This window comes from Pseudomonas ekonensis, from assembly GCF_019145435.1.
GTDB classification, from domain to species: domain Bacteria; phylum Pseudomonadota; class Gammaproteobacteria; order Pseudomonadales; family Pseudomonadaceae; genus Aquipseudomonas; species Aquipseudomonas ekonensis.
Window position 1 is genome coordinate 2,794,270 of the sequence record NZ_JAHSTS010000001.1, and the last position, 14,636, is coordinate 2,808,905.

The 14,636-nt window shown below is 67.4% G+C and carries 16 protein-coding genes; 8 read left to right on the forward strand and 8 right to left on the reverse strand.

All coding sequences use genetic code 11. The features are described from left to right. Nucleotides 1-62: 62 nt before the first annotated feature. A complete protein-coding gene (locus KVG96_RS12340) occupies nucleotides 63-1,418 on the reverse strand; it encodes an MFS transporter (RefSeq protein WP_225927395.1) in 1,356 nt (451 codons plus the stop codon). A gap of 119 nt (nucleotides 1,419-1,537) precedes the next feature. Here KVG96_RS12340 and KVG96_RS12345 point away from each other — a divergent pair, with 119 nt between their 5' ends. The 4 genes from KVG96_RS12345 to KVG96_RS12360 all read left to right on the forward strand — a co-directional run bounded on the left by KVG96_RS12345 (nucleotide 1,538) and on the right by KVG96_RS12360 (nucleotide 4,067). After that, complete coding sequence (locus KVG96_RS12345; protein WP_217892323.1) at nucleotides 1,538-2,464, forward strand: LysR family transcriptional regulator; 927 nt, start codon at nucleotides 1,538-1,540, stop codon at nucleotides 2,462-2,464. Nucleotides 2,465-2,618: 154 nt separating this feature from the next. Beyond that, nucleotides 2,619-3,230 carry a glutathione transferase GstA gene (gene gstA, locus KVG96_RS12350; protein WP_217892324.1) on the forward strand — a complete coding sequence of 204 codons (612 nt, stop codon included), beginning with the start codon at nucleotides 2,619-2,621 and terminating at the stop codon, nucleotides 3,228-3,230. A gap of 62 nt (nucleotides 3,231-3,292) precedes the next feature. Next, entirely contained in the window at nucleotides 3,293-3,664 is a 372-nt protein-coding gene (locus tag KVG96_RS12355; protein WP_217892325.1) for a Rid family hydrolase, read from the forward strand. Then, entirely contained in the window at nucleotides 3,654-4,067 is a 414-nt protein-coding gene (locus tag KVG96_RS12360) for a nuclear transport factor 2 family protein (protein ID WP_217892326.1), read from the forward strand. The genes KVG96_RS12355 and KVG96_RS12360 overlap by 11 nt, the downstream gene beginning before the upstream one ends. Before the next feature lie 27 nt (nucleotides 4,068-4,094). Here the strand turns inward: KVG96_RS12360 and KVG96_RS12365 are convergent, their stop codons facing one another. Together KVG96_RS12365 and KVG96_RS12370 are read right to left on the reverse strand one after the other, a co-directional pair. Beyond that, the gene (locus tag KVG96_RS12365) at nucleotides 4,095-4,784 is read right to left on the reverse strand and encodes an alpha/beta hydrolase (protein ID WP_217892327.1); all 690 of its coding nucleotides are present in this window, start codon (nucleotides 4,782-4,784) and stop codon (nucleotides 4,095-4,097) included. A 97-nt stretch (nucleotides 4,785-4,881) separates the two neighbouring features. Next, a complete protein-coding gene (locus tag KVG96_RS12370) occupies nucleotides 4,882-5,817 on the reverse strand; it encodes a Ppx/GppA phosphatase family protein (protein ID WP_217892328.1) in 936 nt (311 codons plus the stop codon). A gap of 298 nt (nucleotides 5,818-6,115) precedes the next feature. Here KVG96_RS12370 and KVG96_RS12375 point away from each other — a divergent pair, with 298 nt between their 5' ends. After that, nucleotides 6,116-6,610 (forward strand): PaaI family thioesterase, encoded by a 495-nt coding sequence (locus KVG96_RS12375; RefSeq protein ID WP_217892329.1) that lies wholly within the window; start codon nucleotides 6,116-6,118, stop codon nucleotides 6,608-6,610. Nucleotides 6,611-6,772: 162 nt separating this feature from the next. On the opposite strand, the gene KVG96_RS12380 is transcribed toward KVG96_RS12375, so the two are convergent. Beyond that, the gene (locus KVG96_RS12380; RefSeq protein ID WP_217892330.1) at nucleotides 6,773-8,383 is read right to left on the reverse strand and encodes a mechanosensitive ion channel family protein; all 1,611 of its coding nucleotides are present in this window, start codon (nucleotides 8,381-8,383) and stop codon (nucleotides 6,773-6,775) included. 139 nt (nucleotides 8,384-8,522) lie between these two features. Here KVG96_RS12380 and KVG96_RS12385 point away from each other — a divergent pair, with 139 nt between their 5' ends. Together KVG96_RS12385 and KVG96_RS12390 are read left to right on the forward strand one after the other, a co-directional pair. Beyond that, nucleotides 8,523-8,672: a hypothetical protein gene (locus tag KVG96_RS12385; RefSeq protein WP_217892482.1), complete on the forward strand. Its 150-nt coding sequence runs from the start codon at nucleotides 8,523-8,525 to the stop codon at nucleotides 8,670-8,672. 45 nt (nucleotides 8,673-8,717) lie between these two features. Next, complete coding sequence (locus tag KVG96_RS12390) at nucleotides 8,718-9,380, forward strand: glutathione S-transferase family protein (RefSeq protein ID WP_217892331.1); 663 nt, start codon at nucleotides 8,718-8,720, stop codon at nucleotides 9,378-9,380. A 6-nt stretch (nucleotides 9,381-9,386) separates the two neighbouring features. Here KVG96_RS12390 and KVG96_RS12395 read toward each other — a convergent pair whose 3' ends face one another. From KVG96_RS12395 to KVG96_RS12410, 4 genes are read right to left on the reverse strand one after another with little or no spacing between them, the layout of a single operon-like run. Then, the gene (locus KVG96_RS12395; RefSeq protein ID WP_217892332.1) at nucleotides 9,387-10,505 is read right to left on the reverse strand and encodes an agmatine deiminase family protein; all 1,119 of its coding nucleotides are present in this window, start codon (nucleotides 10,503-10,505) and stop codon (nucleotides 9,387-9,389) included. A gap of 23 nt (nucleotides 10,506-10,528) precedes the next feature. Then, nucleotides 10,529-11,632, reverse strand: a complete 1,104-nt coding sequence (locus KVG96_RS12400) for an extracellular solute-binding protein (RefSeq protein WP_217892333.1) — start codon at nucleotides 11,630-11,632, stop codon at nucleotides 10,529-10,531. A 1-nt stretch (nucleotide 11,633) separates the two neighbouring features. Continuing rightward, nucleotides 11,634-12,542, reverse strand: coding sequence for an N-carbamoylputrescine amidase (gene aguB, locus KVG96_RS12405; RefSeq protein ID WP_217892334.1), 909 nt, complete (start codon nucleotides 12,540-12,542; stop codon nucleotides 11,634-11,636). 3 nt (nucleotides 12,543-12,545) lie between these two features. Next, nucleotides 12,546-13,598 carry an agmatine deiminase family protein gene (locus tag KVG96_RS12410; RefSeq protein WP_217892335.1) on the reverse strand — a complete coding sequence of 351 codons (1,053 nt, stop codon included), beginning with the start codon at nucleotides 13,596-13,598 and terminating at the stop codon, nucleotides 12,546-12,548. 138 nt (nucleotides 13,599-13,736) lie between these two features. On the opposite strand from KVG96_RS12410, the gene KVG96_RS12415 reads away from it, so the two are divergent. Further along, entirely contained in the window at nucleotides 13,737-14,612 is an 876-nt protein-coding gene (locus KVG96_RS12415) for a LysR substrate-binding domain-containing protein (protein WP_217892336.1), read from the forward strand. The last annotated feature ends 24 nt before the right edge of the window (nucleotides 14,613-14,636 follow it).

Below are 14,636 nucleotides of genomic sequence, written 5' to 3' on the forward strand. Positions count from 1 at the left end.
TAGGGGCAGGCGACGCGACGTTGTTTCATTGCAACACTCTCCGGCGCGCCTCGGCTCGCCGGTCAGCATTCACTCACCGTGTCGACTTCCACGGTGTACAAGCGCAATACCGTCAGCAGCCCCGCCGCCAGAAACGCCAGGGCGATGATCGACAAGGCTGCGCCCGCCCGGCCCGGCCCGTCCAGAGTAGCCCCGAGCAGGGCGATGCCGGTCACGCCGCCGCACTGGCGCGCGGCGTTGAGCACCCCGGAGCCGACCCCGACCTTGCCGCTGGGCACACTGGCCAGGCAAGCGCCGACGATCACCGGCAGGGTCGCGCCGCCAAGGCCGATCAACAGCCCCCCGAGCGCCAGGCCGATCCGGTCCATCCCGTACAGCGCCAGCGACGCCGCCCCGAGCGATCCGCAGAGCATCCCCGCCGCCCCGACGCTGCGCGCGCCGAAGGCATTGGACAGGCGCCCGGACAGGCTGGCCATCACGCCGGTCGCGACGGTCATCGGGATCATCGCCACGCCGACCTCCACCGGCGTGCGGCCCTGGGCCTGCAACGCAAACGGCAGCGCGAACAGGCTGCCGTAGTAGGCCAGGGTCTGCAGGAACCCCGCACCGATGGCGGCGGAGAACGTCCGGGACGCGAACAGGTTCAGCGGCAGCATCGGTTCCGGCCGGCGTTGCTGCGACACGATGAAGGCGACGGCCGACACCAGCGCCACCAGCAACGCGCCGGCCACCCAACGGGTGCGCCAGCCCAGCACCGGCCCTTCGATCAGGGCGAACACCAGCGACACCAGCGCCAGCGCCGACAGCAGTTGCCCCGGCCAGTCGAGCGAGCGCGGCTGCACGCTCAGACGGCTGGGACGCATCGCGCAGCCCGCCAGCGCAATCAGGCAGAACGGCACGTTCAGATAGAAGATCGAGCGCCAGTCGAACAGTTCCACCAGCGCGCCGCCCAACAGGGGCCCGGCGACCAGCGCAGTGGCCGAGATCCCGCCCCACAAGGCCACCGCCTTGGCGCGCCGCCCCGTATCCGGGTAGGCCTCGACCAGCAAGGCCATGGAACTGGGCAGCATCAATGCCGCGCCGATGCCCTGCACCGCACGGGCGGCGATCAACGCCGCCACCCCTTGGGCCAGGCCGCAGGCCACCGACGACAGCGTGAACAGCAGCAGCGCCGACATGAACACGCGCCAAGCCCCCAGCCGGTCGCTCAGCGCACCGGCCGACAGCAGCAGGCTGGCGAACACCAGGGTGTACGCCCCGGCGATCCATTGCAGGCGGTCCATGCCCGCCGCCAGGTCACGGCCGATGCTCGGCAGCGCCACGTTGAGCGCGGTGACATCCAACGCAACCATGAATGAACTCAAGGCCACGCTCACCAGCACAGGGACTGCCGAGGCGGGGCCGACCGTCACTTCCATTGACCGGGTTTTGTGCACTTTGCGACACCTCACTGAGTATTCGGGAACCGATCCTGAGGCTGCGCAGACCCTTCGTAAAATTAGAAATCGATTACCCGAACATAAGAGGAGCTACTGAAATGATGAACCTGATGCATTGGCGCCTGCTGGTCGCCGTGGCCGACGCCGAGAACGTTTCCCGCGCCGCCGAGCGGTATGGCATCACCCAGTCCGGGGCCAGCCAGGCCCTGACCCAAATGGAAGAGGCCCTGGGGGTGAAGGTGTTCGTGCGCGACCGCCGGCAGACCAGCGCCACCGCCATCGGCCAGCAGATCATCGACCGGGCCCGGCGCATGCTGGCCGAGTTCGAGTCGATCCAGAACCTGGTGGACGCTTCGCGCGGTTGCCACTTGGGGCGGATCAAGCTGGCCAGTTTCCCTTCCGTGTTCGCCAACCTGCTGCCGCCGTTGCTGCAGAGCTTCAGCCGGCTGCACCCGGGCATCGAGATCGTGTCGCTGGAGGGCACGGACGAAGAGGTCGAGCAGTGGCTGGCCACCAGCAGCGTCGACCTGGGCGTGGTGATGAACCCCTGCCCTTCGCGCGGCGCGGTGCTGTTGGGGCGCGACTCCTGGGTGGCGGCCGTGCCGGCGACCCACGACCTGGCCCGCAGGTCCTCGGCCAGCACCGTGGCGCTCAAGGATCTGGTGGACGAGCCCTTCATCCTCGCCACCGGCGGCTGTCACCTCAACGGCCAGTCGCTGGTCGAGCGCGAGGGCCTGAAGCTCAAGGACATCAAGATCAGCGTGCGCGACTGGACCACCGCGTTCGCGCTGATCAGCGAAGGCATGGGCATCTCCATCGTGCCGGCCTCGACCCTGCCGGTGGACCGCCGCGGCATGCGGGTCTTCGAACTGAGCAAGCCGATCTACCGCGAGTTCGGCCTGGTCTGCTCGCCGTCCGGCGAACGCACCCCTTCGGCCCAGGCGTTCCTCAACGAGATCCGCAAGTCGACCCTGGGCAGCCACATCCCGATGACGGTTCGCAGTACGGAAGCGAAAGTCGCCTGAGCGACCATAAGGGCACCTAATGATGGGTGCATAGGATCGTAATTTTACCGAACGATGACATGCCACCACTATGTCTGGAACAAGGTTCACAGCCGCTCCGGAGCCGGAACGGCCACACGCCCGGGCAGCCGTTGCCCGCCTATGAGGAGATACCATGAAACTGTACTTTGCCCCGATGACCTGCTCCCTGTCGCCTCACATCGTGCTGCGCGAACTGGGCCTGCCGTTCGAGCTGATCCGGGTCAACAACAAGACCAAGGACACCGCCGACGGCCGCGATTTCCGTGACATCAACCCCAAGGGCTACGTCGCGGCCCTGGTGCTGGACAACGGCGAAGTACTGACCGAAGGCCCGGCGATCGTCCAGTACCTGGCGGACCTGGTGCCCGGCAACACGCTGGCGCCGGCCAACGGCACCTGGGCGCGCACCCGCCTGCAGGAGCTGCTGAACTTCATCACCTCGGAAATCCACGGCGGCAGCGCCCCGCTGTTCAATGGCGACCTGCCGGAGCCGGTCAAGGAAATCTTCCGCCAGAAACTGTTCAAGCGCCTGGACTACCTCAACCGCGGGCTGGTGAACAAGGACTACCTGCTGGGCACCTTCGGCCTGGCCGACGCCTATCTGTTCACGGTGCTCAAGTGGCTGCCGTTCTTCAACATCGACATCAAGAACTGGACCGAACTGGCGTCGTTCATGAACCGGATCGAAGCGCGCCCGAGCGTGCAGGCCGCCATCGCCGCCGAAGAGGCCACCCAACCGGTCTGACCGCGCTCCACGGAGGCCGGCCGACGCCGGCTTCCGCCCCCTTCAACCTGGATGAAGCTCCCATGCACAACATTGAACGCGTCCCAAGCGGCCACGCAGGGCGTAGCCGTTCCAGCGCATACGCCGACCTCGTCTGGACCGTGGCGACCTCGCCGGACACCGCCCTGGACATCGCCGGCCAGACCGAACAGGCACTGGCGGCCCTGAGCGCCAACCTCGAACAACTCGGATCGCACCCTTCGCGGATGCTGTCGGCCCAGGTGCTGCTGGCGGACATGCGCGACAAGCCCCTCGTCGACGGGCTCTGGGCCCGCTGGCTCGGCGAGGATCCGCAGCACTGGCCGCAGCGGGCCTGCTACGGCGTGGACCTGGGCGGCAAACTGCTCATCGAAATCATCGTGACGGCGGCACGGAGACCAGGCGATGGCGCATAACGATCAGATCGACCTGGTGATCCGCACCTGCGAAGCCCAGCGCAGCGCCGCCATGCTCGGCGGCCATCTGGACATCTTCAGCCACCTGTTCCACCCCGACCTGACCTACATCCACGCCAGCGGCGCCGTCGACGACCTCAAGAGCTACCTGGGCAAATGCCGCGCCAAGCAATTCGTCTATCACGCCCTCACCCACCAGATCGACAAGGTGACCCGGGTCGGCGAACTGGCCATCGCGTTCGGCGAACTGGACGCCACGGTGACTTCGTGCGGCGTCAGAAAGCACCTGCACAACCGCACGCTCACGGCGTGGCAAAAGACCGGCGAGCAGTGGCAACTGCTGGTCTACCAGGCGACACCCCTCACCCCGCCGGCCGTCGCCGAAGACCCCGAGGCCGGCTGACCGCCCGGGGCCTTATTCCGTCTGCACTCAACCCGCGCTGGCCGCCTCGTCGATCAGCGCGGCCACCTCGGCGGCACGGGACGCCAGCGAAGCGTGGCTGGCGTCCAGCGTGATGACCTTCCTGGCCCCGAGCCGGGACGACATGAACGCCTGGTTGTCCGGATGGATCATGTGGTCCTGGCTGGAAATCTGATACCAGGACGGCTTGCTGCGCCATGCCGGCACGCTGATCGCATCGCCGAAGGTGCTGGCCACCGGCGCCTTCTGGGTGACGGCCATGACCAGCCCTTCCTCGGCGCTCAGGTCCTGGCAGAAGCTTTCGTGGAACTTGTCGGCCTTGAGCCACAGGTAGCCGTCGCTGTCCGGCGCCAGGTTCGGCGCGGCGGCGGGCAGGTGCTGCTGGGTCAGGCCGCCGGGGCTCTCGCCGGCATCCGGCGCGAACGCGGCGATGTAGACCAGGCCGACGACATTCGGCTGGTTGCCCGCCTCGGTGATCACCGCGCCGCCGTAGGAATGCCCGACCAGCAGCACCGGCCCGCTTTGCTGCGCGATCATCTTGCGGGTACGCTCGGCGTCGTCGGCCAGCGAGGTCAGCGGCATCTCCACCGCGCGGATGTCGCCGTAGCCCTTGCGCGCCAGCTCGATGATGACCTTGGCCCAGTGCGCTGCGCCGCCCCAGAACCCGTGCACCAGAATGATCGTCGGTTTGTTGCCCATGGTCGTGCTCCTCTCTTCACCCGCGTGATTTCGGAAAGATCAACAACCGATGGAGTATGGAGCCGTTGCGCCGATCCGGCCATGACCGCCTGCGCGGTCAGTGGCGGGACATCAGGCCGTGCAGCACGCCCAGGCGCAAGCCGGGTTCCGACGGCATCATCCGCGCGATGCCGAACACCTTGAAGGCGGCCAGCATCACTGCCAGCCCGCCGGGCAGGATGCCGTGCCGGTGGGGCTGCAGCCCGGCCAGCTTCAGTTGGCGCACGTTCTTCACCTCCAGCAGACGCAGCGACAGCCGCAGCAGGCCGCCGTAGGTGATGCCGCCCTGGCCGTCGTCGTTGAGCCGGTTGGCCTTGAGCACCTTGGCCAGCATGCGGGCGGTGCCCGACGAGCCGATGGTCTGCTGCCAACCCTGGGCCCGGTAGCGCCGGGCGACCTTTTCGAACTGCAGGATCGCCACCCGCTCGGCCTCCAGCAGCGCCGCCGCCGAGAGCTCGCCCCCGCTGAAGTAACGGGCGCCCAGGGTGCCGCTGCCGACCGCGATGCTTTCGGTCAGCAAGGGCCGGGTGCCCTGCCCCAGGATCAGTTCGGTGGAACCGCCGCCGATGTCCACCACCAGGCGCATGTCCTCGGCGCAAGGGATGGCGTGCGCGACGCCGGCATACACCAGCCGGGCCTCTTCGTGCCCGGAGATGACATCGATCGGGAACCCCAGGTGGCGCTCGGCGCTGGCCAGGAACAGCGGCGCGTTGTCCGCCTCGCGCACGGCGCTGGTGGCCACCGCCCGCACCCGGCCGGCCTCGAAGCCGCGCAGTTTCTTGCCGAACCGGGCCAGGGCCTGCCAACCGCGGTCCAAGGCCATCTCGTCCAGCGCGCCGCCGTCGAACCCCTCGGCCAGGCGCACCGGCTCGCGCAGGGTCTTGACCTCCTGAATGACGAACCCCCGGCTGTGCCGGAGCGACTGCCCGATCATCATGCGAAACGCATTCGAACCCAGGTCGATGGCGGCAAACAGCGAGGCGTCTTCTTTCATGGGGGATCCTTGCAGGCACCCGGCGCGGGATGCGCAAACCGGTTTGCGCGCAGTGTGCCCGGGGATCGATGACAGCCTGATGACGCGGGCAGGTTGCCGGTCGGGGAATGCCTGTCATGACACTGTCATTTTCAGGTCGCCATACTGCACCCAATACCTCGCGTGCTCTTCACTTCGCTGCCGACATGGCAGCTTTTTTTTGCCTGCCCTCGCCGCCTGTGCGACGGCGGATCTTCCTTGCGCGCGGTTCAGGGTTAGAATCGCCCGGTTCGACACTCACGTTAAGGAAGATCGAGGCATGTCCACCCCCGGCATTTCACTGCAAGACACCGCGGCACCCGAAGGCGTCTGCTACGGCTGCGGCGGCCGCAACCCCCACGGGCTGCACGTCAAGAGTTTCTGGCACGAAGACGGCGTGCACGTCATGGCCGAGCACCTGCCCGAGGCCAAGTACTGCGGCTGGCCGGAACTGGTCTACGGCGGGCTGCTCGCGATGCTGGTGGACTGCCATTCGAACTGGACGGCCATGGCCTGCCACTACCGGGCCGAACGGCGCGAACCCGGCAGCCTGCCGCGCATCGACTGCGTCACCGGCAACCTGGGCCTCAAGTTCATCAAACCGACGCCGATGGGCGTGCCGCTGACGCTCAAGGCCCGAGTGGACGGCGACGTCGGGCGCAAGACCCGCGTCATCTGCGAGGTCTACGCCGGGGACACCCTGACCGCCGTCGGCGATTCGGTGTTCGTGCGGGTGGACACCGGGCAGTTGGCCGACGCCGCCCACGGCCGCTGAGCCCGCCGCGCCGGCCTGCGCTAGCCCTGTGTGAAAAGTCTTGAGGCAAAGGTCAGGCAAGGCGAAAACAGCCGAGGAAGCGGAGTTTACGGGTTGTAAATGAGCATTCCGAGGCTGTTTTCAACGCAGCATCACCGAGTATCAAGGCTTTTCACACAGAGCCTAGCCCTCCTCCGGCGGCTGCGCCGGCGCGGTGTACCACTGCTCTTTCGGCACGCGCTTTTGCTCTTCGGGATCGCCCAGGTAATGCGGCGACATGATCTGCACGCCGTATTCGTTGAACACGTCCTGGATGTTGGCGTGCAGCATGCTCAGCAGCACCGCCCGGGGCCGGGGTTCGCTGGGGATGGCCTGGGCCACCAGGCGGTATTCGGGGTAGAAGTCCGACAGCGCCGTCTGGAACACCTGCGCGGGCGGTTTCTCCAGCACCCCGGGCGTGCGCCGGGCCGCCTCCAGCAGCATCGCTTCCACCTGGCGCCACGGCGTGTCGTAGCCGATGGTGACTACGGTGTCGACCACATAGCCCGGCCCCTGCACGGTGCGCGAATAGTTCTTGGTGACCGTGCCGGTGATCATCGAATTGGGCAGCGTCAGCACCTCGCCCAGGCCGGTGCGGATGCTGGTGGTGAACATGCCGAGCTCCGTCACCGTGCCTTCGTATTCGCCGATGCGCACGAACTCGCCGGGGCGCAGGGTGCGGGTGTAGGTCAGGATCAGCCCGGCCGCCGCCTGCCCCACCACGCTGGTGGCGCCCAGGGAAATCATCAGCCCGATCAATACCGACAGGCCCTTGAACGCATCGGTGTCGGCGCCGGGCAGGTACGGGTAGGCCATGGCCAGCGCGAACAGCCAGATCGCCAGGGACGTCAGGCGTTGGGTCGGCTGCAGGGTTTCGCCATTGAGCCAGTTGAAGGTGCCGGGCGCCGCCATGCGTCTGAGCACCCGGCGGCTGAACGCGGTGGCGCCCCGGGCGATGAAGAAGATCGCCAGGGCCACGCCCAGTCCCGGAATGGCGCCGACGATGGCCTGGAACAGATAGCCGGCCACCTCGACCAGGTAAAGGTTGAGACTCTCGCCCCAAGGGCGGGTGTAGGGGAAACGCGACAGGACGAACCCCAGCCACTCGTAGGTGAGCAACAGCAGCACCAGCCAGCGCAACAGCCAGAACAGGCGGATCACCAGCGGGTAGAGGAAATTGCTTTCGATCACCTGCACCCGGCCCACCTTCAGCGCACGGGTGTGCCGGTCCATCACGTCGGGCAGGCGCTTGAGCACCTGGCCACGCAGCCAGGCCACGCCCCACAGCAGCGCCAGATAGACCGCTGTGGCGATGGCCGCCGCGCCGACCGCACGCAGCATCAGGTGCAGGTTGCGCGCCTCGCCCGTCTCGGCCACCACCTGGCGCAAGGTCAGCGCCGCCCCCTGCGCCGCCTGCTCGACGGAGGCGTACTCCAGGCTGTCGACATCCCCCGGATCGACGATGAACGCACGCTTGTCGCCCAGCAGCACCAGGTAGCTGTCGCGCACCGCCTCGACGCTCACCGCCAGATCGTCCGCCGCGTCCAGCGCCTCGGCGATCACCATCCTCGCCCGCTTGGCCCGGACGGCCGGCGCCTCGCCCAGCACGGTGGCGCGGAACACCATGACGCTGCGGTTGGCCACGGTCAGATCGGCGCGCTCCCCGACGGGCTTCAGGCTGTCCCCGGCCCACAGCGACGCCGGCCAGGACAGCGCGAAAACCACCAGCAAAAGGGCCGCCAACCTGCTGCGCATGCGTCGATTCCTTCGTTCACCGGGTGAGGACATCCATACAGATCGCAGCGTAGCCCAGGGCTGCGGGGTTGTCAGACGGGCACGCCGCCGACGGCGCGGCTCGACAACCGGGCCGCAGCGTCTACCTTTACTTGACCGTTTGAACGCCACCGATGGCGGCACGGGAGTCAACCTGGGCCAGCTCTACACGGTCGACGAACAGACCAAGCGGCGCTCCGGCACGACCCTGTCCGGCACCTTCAAAGACAGTGCCCTGCACATCTTCGGCGGCGCGACCTGGCGGTCATGAGCCGTTGCACGGCAGGACCGGCCCGCGGCCTCAAGGAATCCGACCATGCCCCTGACCCTCTATTACCACCCGTTGTCGTCGTACTGCCACAAGGTGCTGATCGCGCTCCACGAGCACGGCACCGCGTTCCAGAGGCGGATCATCGACCTGTCCAGCGAGGCCGACCGCGCCGAGCTGCAGGCGCTGTGGCCGCTGACCAAGTTTCCGGTGATCCGCGACCACGAGCGCCAGCGCGACGTGCCGGAGTCGAGCGTGATCATCGAGTACCTGGATCACGTTCACCCCACAGGACCGCGCCTGATTCCCGACGGCTGGGAGGCGGCCCTTGACGTGCGCCTGTGGGACCGTTTCTTCGATCAGTACGTGCAGACGCCCGTGCAGCAGATCGTCGGCGACCGCATACAGGCCCGCCATGGCGACATGAGCGCCCAGCGCAGCCTGCTGAACACGGCGTACGGCATGCTCGACAAGCAACTGGCGCCCGGCGCCTGGGTCGCCGGCCCGGACTTCAGCCTGGCCGACTGCGCCGCCGCCCCGGCGCTGTTCTATGCCAGCACGCTGGTGGCGTTCCCTGCGCAACACCGGCGGCTGGGCGACTACTTCGAGCGGCTGGTGCAGCGTCCCTCCGTGCGCCAGGTGCTTGAAGAAGCCAAACCGTGGTTCGGCTTCTATCCGTTCGCCGAGGCGATTCCCCCGCGCTTTCGCTGAGGCCGGTCAGGCCGGCTGATGGCTGGTCACGCAGTGGATGCCGCCGCCCCCGGCGGCGATGGCGTCGATGTTGAGCTGCACCACCTCACGCTCCGGATACAGCTGCCGGAGCAGGTCCAGGGCCTTTTTGTCGGCCGCCTTGTCGCCGAACTCCGGGGCGATGACCGCGCCGTTGATCACGAAATAGTTGATGTAGCCGGCGGCGAAGTCCGGGTTGCCCTTGCTGAACTTGCTGCTGCGCGGGTTCAGCGGCGGCGACACGGTGTGGATCTGCAGCGGCCGGCCGTCGGCATCGGTGGCCTTCTTCAGGATCTCCAGGTGCGCCAGGGTGACCGTGTGGTCGTAGGACCGCGGGTCGGTGTCGAGGTTGGCGATCACCACACCGGGCTTGACGAAGCGCGCATAGAAATCGACGTGGGCATCGGTGATGTCCTTGCCCTTGATGCCCGGCAGCCAGATGATCTTGCGCAGCCCCAGGCGCGCCTTCAGTTGCGCCTCGACCTCGGCGCGGCTCCAGCCGGGGTTGCGGTTGGCGTTGACCCAGCAGCTCTCGGTCATGATCGCGGTGCCGTGGCCGTCCACCTCGATGCCGCCGCCCTCGCCCACCAGTTCGCTGCGGATGTAGGTCGCCTGGGCCTCGTCGGCGACCCGCCGGGCGATCTTCGCGTCCTTGGCGTGCTGCTGCTTGTTGCCCCAGCCGCTGAAGTTGAAGTCCACGGCGCCCAGGCCGTTCTTGTCGTCGACGACGAAGTTGGCGCTGATGTCGCGCATCCAGATGTCGTCCAGGGCCGCCGTCACGTACGTGACGTTGGAGGTGCCGCAGAACTCCTCGGCCAGGCTGCGTTCGCCCGGACGGCAATAGACCGTCAGCGGCTCGTAGCGGGCGATGGTGCGGGCGATCCTGCCGAGGGCCTCTTGCACGTCCTCGGTGAAGTCTTCCCAGATCGCGTCCTGGGCGCCGAAGGCGATGAACGCCCGTTCGTGCCGCTCGCCTTCGTCGGGCATGAACCAGCGGCCCTCGGCGGCGGCCAGCACGAAGGACGACGGCAGGCCGAGGCCGGCCAAGGCGACGCCGGCACCGGCGACGACGGAAACCTGTTTGATGAACTCGCGACGAGTCGGCATGGGGCTGTTCCTGATGAGTGAAGTTACGGAGCGGTGGCGGTCTTGAATTTGGTCCAGGTGCGCATGCGGGCGCGCATGTCGGCCTGGGGGATGTCCTTGCCCGGGATCAAACGGGCGTAGGTCGCGTCGTCGAGGTAGATGTCCGGGTTGTTGCGCATCGCCGCGTCCACACCGGGCCGGGCCTTGGCGTTGGACGTCGGGTAGCCGGTGAAATTGCTGATGGCGGCCATGTTCTCCGGACGCATCACGAAGTTGATGAACGCGTAGGCGTACTCCGGGTGCTTGGCGTCCACCGGGATGGCCATGGTGTCCATCCACACCGTGGTGCCTTCGCGAGGCACGCGGTACTGGAAGGTGTTGGCCTTGCCGGCGGTGTCGGCGGTGCGCTGGGCCTGGGTCATGTCGCCGCTGTAGCCCAGCGACAGGCACAGGTTGCCGTTGACCAGGTCGGTCACCGGCTGCGACTGGAACTTGCGGATGTGCGGCCGCAGCTTGAGCAGCAGGTCACTGGCCGCCGCGAGGTCTTCGCGCTTGGCGCTGCGCGGATCGCGGCCCAGGTAATTGAGCACCACCGCCAGCACTTCGTCGGGCGAGTCGATCATCGAGATCCCGCAATCGGCGAACTTGCCGGCCAGCTCCGGCTTGAACAGCATGTCCAGGCTGTTGACCGGCGCATCGGGCATGCGCTGCCGGATCTGCTGCTCGTTGTAGGTCAGGCCGATGGTGCCCCAGGTGTAGGGCACCGTAGCCTTGTTCGAATGCTCGTAGCGGCTGCGCAGTTTCTGCAGGCCCGGCTCGACATCCCCCAACGCGGTGATTTTCATTGGGTCCAGCGGCAGCAGGCTGCCGGCGCGCATCAGGCGCTCGGCCACGGTGTCGCCGGGGAAGATCAGGTCGTAGCCGCTGCCGCCAGCCAGCATCTTGGCCTCCAGGGTTTCGCTGCCGTCCATCACATCGTAGATCACCTCGATCCCGGTCTCGGCGGTGAACCGGCCCAGGGTGTCTTCGGCGAAATAATCCGCCCAGTTGTACAGGCGCAGGGTCTTGTCTTCGGCGTGGGCCGCCGGCAGCGCGCCGGCCAGTGTCAGGCACAGCGCGGCGGGCAACCACTGGTTGAGTGCAGGCATATCAGACTCCTTGAGGATTCCAGCGTGCGTGAAGGTGACGGCCGTCCTGGCTGAGCAACGCGCCGTACATCTCCGGACGGCGGTCGCGGTAGATCCCCCAGCTCAGGCGCTCCTCGCGCATGGCCGCAAGGTCCAGCGTGCGCAGCAGCACACCGGTGCTGTCGCGGTCGGCCTCGGCCAGCAGCTTGCCTTTGTGGTCGGTGATGAACGACGAGCCGTAAAAGCTCATTTGCAGGCCCGCATCGGTGGTCGCCGTTTCCCGGCCCACCCGGTTGGAGGCCACCACCGGCAACAGGTTGGCGGCGGCGTGGCCGCGCATGGTCATCTGCCAGTGGTCGCGCGAATCCAGGTCCGCGCAGCCGGGCTCCGAGCCGATGGCGGTCGGGAACAGCAGTACCTCGGCCCCCATCAAGGCCAGGCTGCGGGCGGTCTCCGGGAACCACTGGTCCCAGCAGATGCCCACGCCGAGGCGGCCGAAGGCGGTGTCCCAGACCCGGAAACCGGTGTCGCCGGGGCTGAAGTACTCCTTCTCCTGATAGCCGATGGCGTTGGGGATGTGGGTCTTGCGGTACACGCCCAGCAGGCGCCCGTCGGCATCGGCCACACTCAGGGAATTGAAGTAGGCGTTGCCGGCCTTCTCGTACCAGCTCAGCGGCAGCACCACGCCCAGCTCCCGGGCCAGGGCGGCGAACCGGGCAAGGACGCGGCTGTCGCGGTATTCCTCGGCCAGCGCCATGTGCTCGTGGCGCTGTTCGATGCAGAAGTACGGCGTGGCGAACAGTTCCTGCAACAGGATGACCTGCGCCCCCTGGGCCGCCGCCTCACGCACCAGGCGTTCGGCTTCGTTCAGGTTGGCGGCCAGGTCCCAGCTGCACGGCATCTGCGTGGCGGCGATCGTCAGCGTCGTCATGGCTCAACCCTCCAGCGGCCAGGCCGGCTGCTGCTGGGTGATGCAGTGCACCCCGCCGCCGCCGTGGGCCAGACGGTTGATGCGCACCGGCACCACTTCGCGGCCGGGGAATGTCCGGGCCAGGGTCTGCGCCGCCACGTCGTCGGCCGCGATGCCGTAGGCCGGCATGATCACCGCGCCGTTGGCGAGGTAGAAGTTGGTGTACGAGGCGCAGAACACTTCGGCCTCAGGGTCCACGGCGTCGCTGGCTTCGAACAGCTCGATCAGCTCGAACTGGCGGCCCTTGGCATCGGTGGCCAGCTCCAGCGCACGGCGGTTCTCCCGCGCCACCTCGGCGTAGACCGAGCTGCGGTCATGGGTGGCGTCCACCAGCAGCACGCCGGGCCGGGCGAATGCGCACACGCCATCGACGTGGCCGTCGGTCATGTCGCCGGTCACATAGTCCGGATCCCCCGGCAGCCAGATGGTTTTGGTCACGCCCAGCAGGCGGGCGAAGATCTCTTCCATCTCGGCCTTGCTCACGCCGGGGTTGCGGTTGGGGTTGAGCAGCACCGATTCGGTGGTGATCAACGTGCCCTCGCCGTCCACATGGATCGCGCCGCCCTCGTTGCTCAGCGGCGTGCCGAAACACTCGCCGCCCAAGTGGTTGAGCACGCGCCGGGCCAGGCTTTCGTCCAGGTCGTGGGCCGACTTGCCGCCCCAGGCGTTGAACCGCCAGCTCACCCCGGCCAACCCGTGCTGCGGATGGCAGACGAAACTCGGGCCGGAGTCGCGGCACCAGCTGTCGTTGACCGTCAGCGGAATCAGTTCGATGTTCGGCCCGCACAGGGCCTTGGCGCTGGCGACCGCAGAAGGATCGACCACCATCTTCACCGGCTCGAAGCGGGCGATGGCGTTGGCCACCCCGGCGAAATCCTCCTGCACCTGGGCCAGCGTCACGCGCCAGCCCGACTCCCACAGCGCCTGGTTGTGCGGCCAGACCATCCACGTCGCCGCGTGGGTCACCCACTCCGCCGGCATCATCCATCCGCTGTTGTTGTGTTTGTTCTGCTGCATGGTAAAAAGCCCTTTGTGTTAAGCCATTGTGTTCAGTGAAAAACAGCCTTGGCGGTGATGGCGTGAATGCTAATGGCGCCTTCAAGGGCAAACAAACGATGGATTTAGCGGACAACTGATTAGAGGAACTTATCGATCATGCTCAAACACTGGCCACCGCTCAGTTCCCTGCGCGGCTTCGAAGCGGCCGCCCGGCTGGGCAGTTTCCACAAGGCCGCCGAGGAGCTGAGCCTCACCCAGTCGGCCATCAGCCAGCAGATCCGCAGCCTGGAGGCATACCTGGAGCAGCCGCTGTTCTTCCGCGCCGGGCGCAGCGTCAGCCTGACCGACGCCGGCCACGACCTGCTCAGCACCACCCAGGCGATGCTCCAGCAACTGGCGGTGGGCATCCGTCGCCTGGGGCAGTACCAGAAGCCCAACCAACTGGTGCTCAACACCACGCCGGCCTTCGCCCGGCACTGGCTGCTGCCGCGCCTGGGGGATTTCCGCCGGCGCCATCCGCAGGTGGACCTGTGGATCTTCAGCACCGACGAAGTGCCGGACATGGCCACCCAGACCATCGACCTGGCGGTGCGCGACGACATCAGCTCCCAGGCCGAATGCAGCTTTCGGGTGCTGCACGCCGACCGTCTGTTCCCGGCCTGCCACCCGAGCCTGCTGGACGTGCCGCCGGCGCAGCGCACCACCTTGCACGGCGAGCGGGAAATGGACTGGAGCCACTGGGCGGTGGAGTCCGGCATCGACGTCGGCCAACAGGCCCAGGGGCTGAACTTTTCCGATCCGGGCCTGCTGCTGGACGCCGCATGCGGCGGCCTCGGCATCGCCCTGGTCAGCCGCCTGCTCAGCCGCCGGGCCCAGGCCGACGGGCTGTTGCAGCCCTTGGTGGAAGACACCATCCGCGGGCCGAACTGGGCCCTGCTCACCCACCGCGACAGCGAAAGCTATCCCCTGGCCCGCAGCTTCACCGACTGGCTGCTGGCGCAACTGGCCGAATCCGAGCCTGCGCCGGCGTAAAAAAAAAGGGCGGCCAAACGGCCG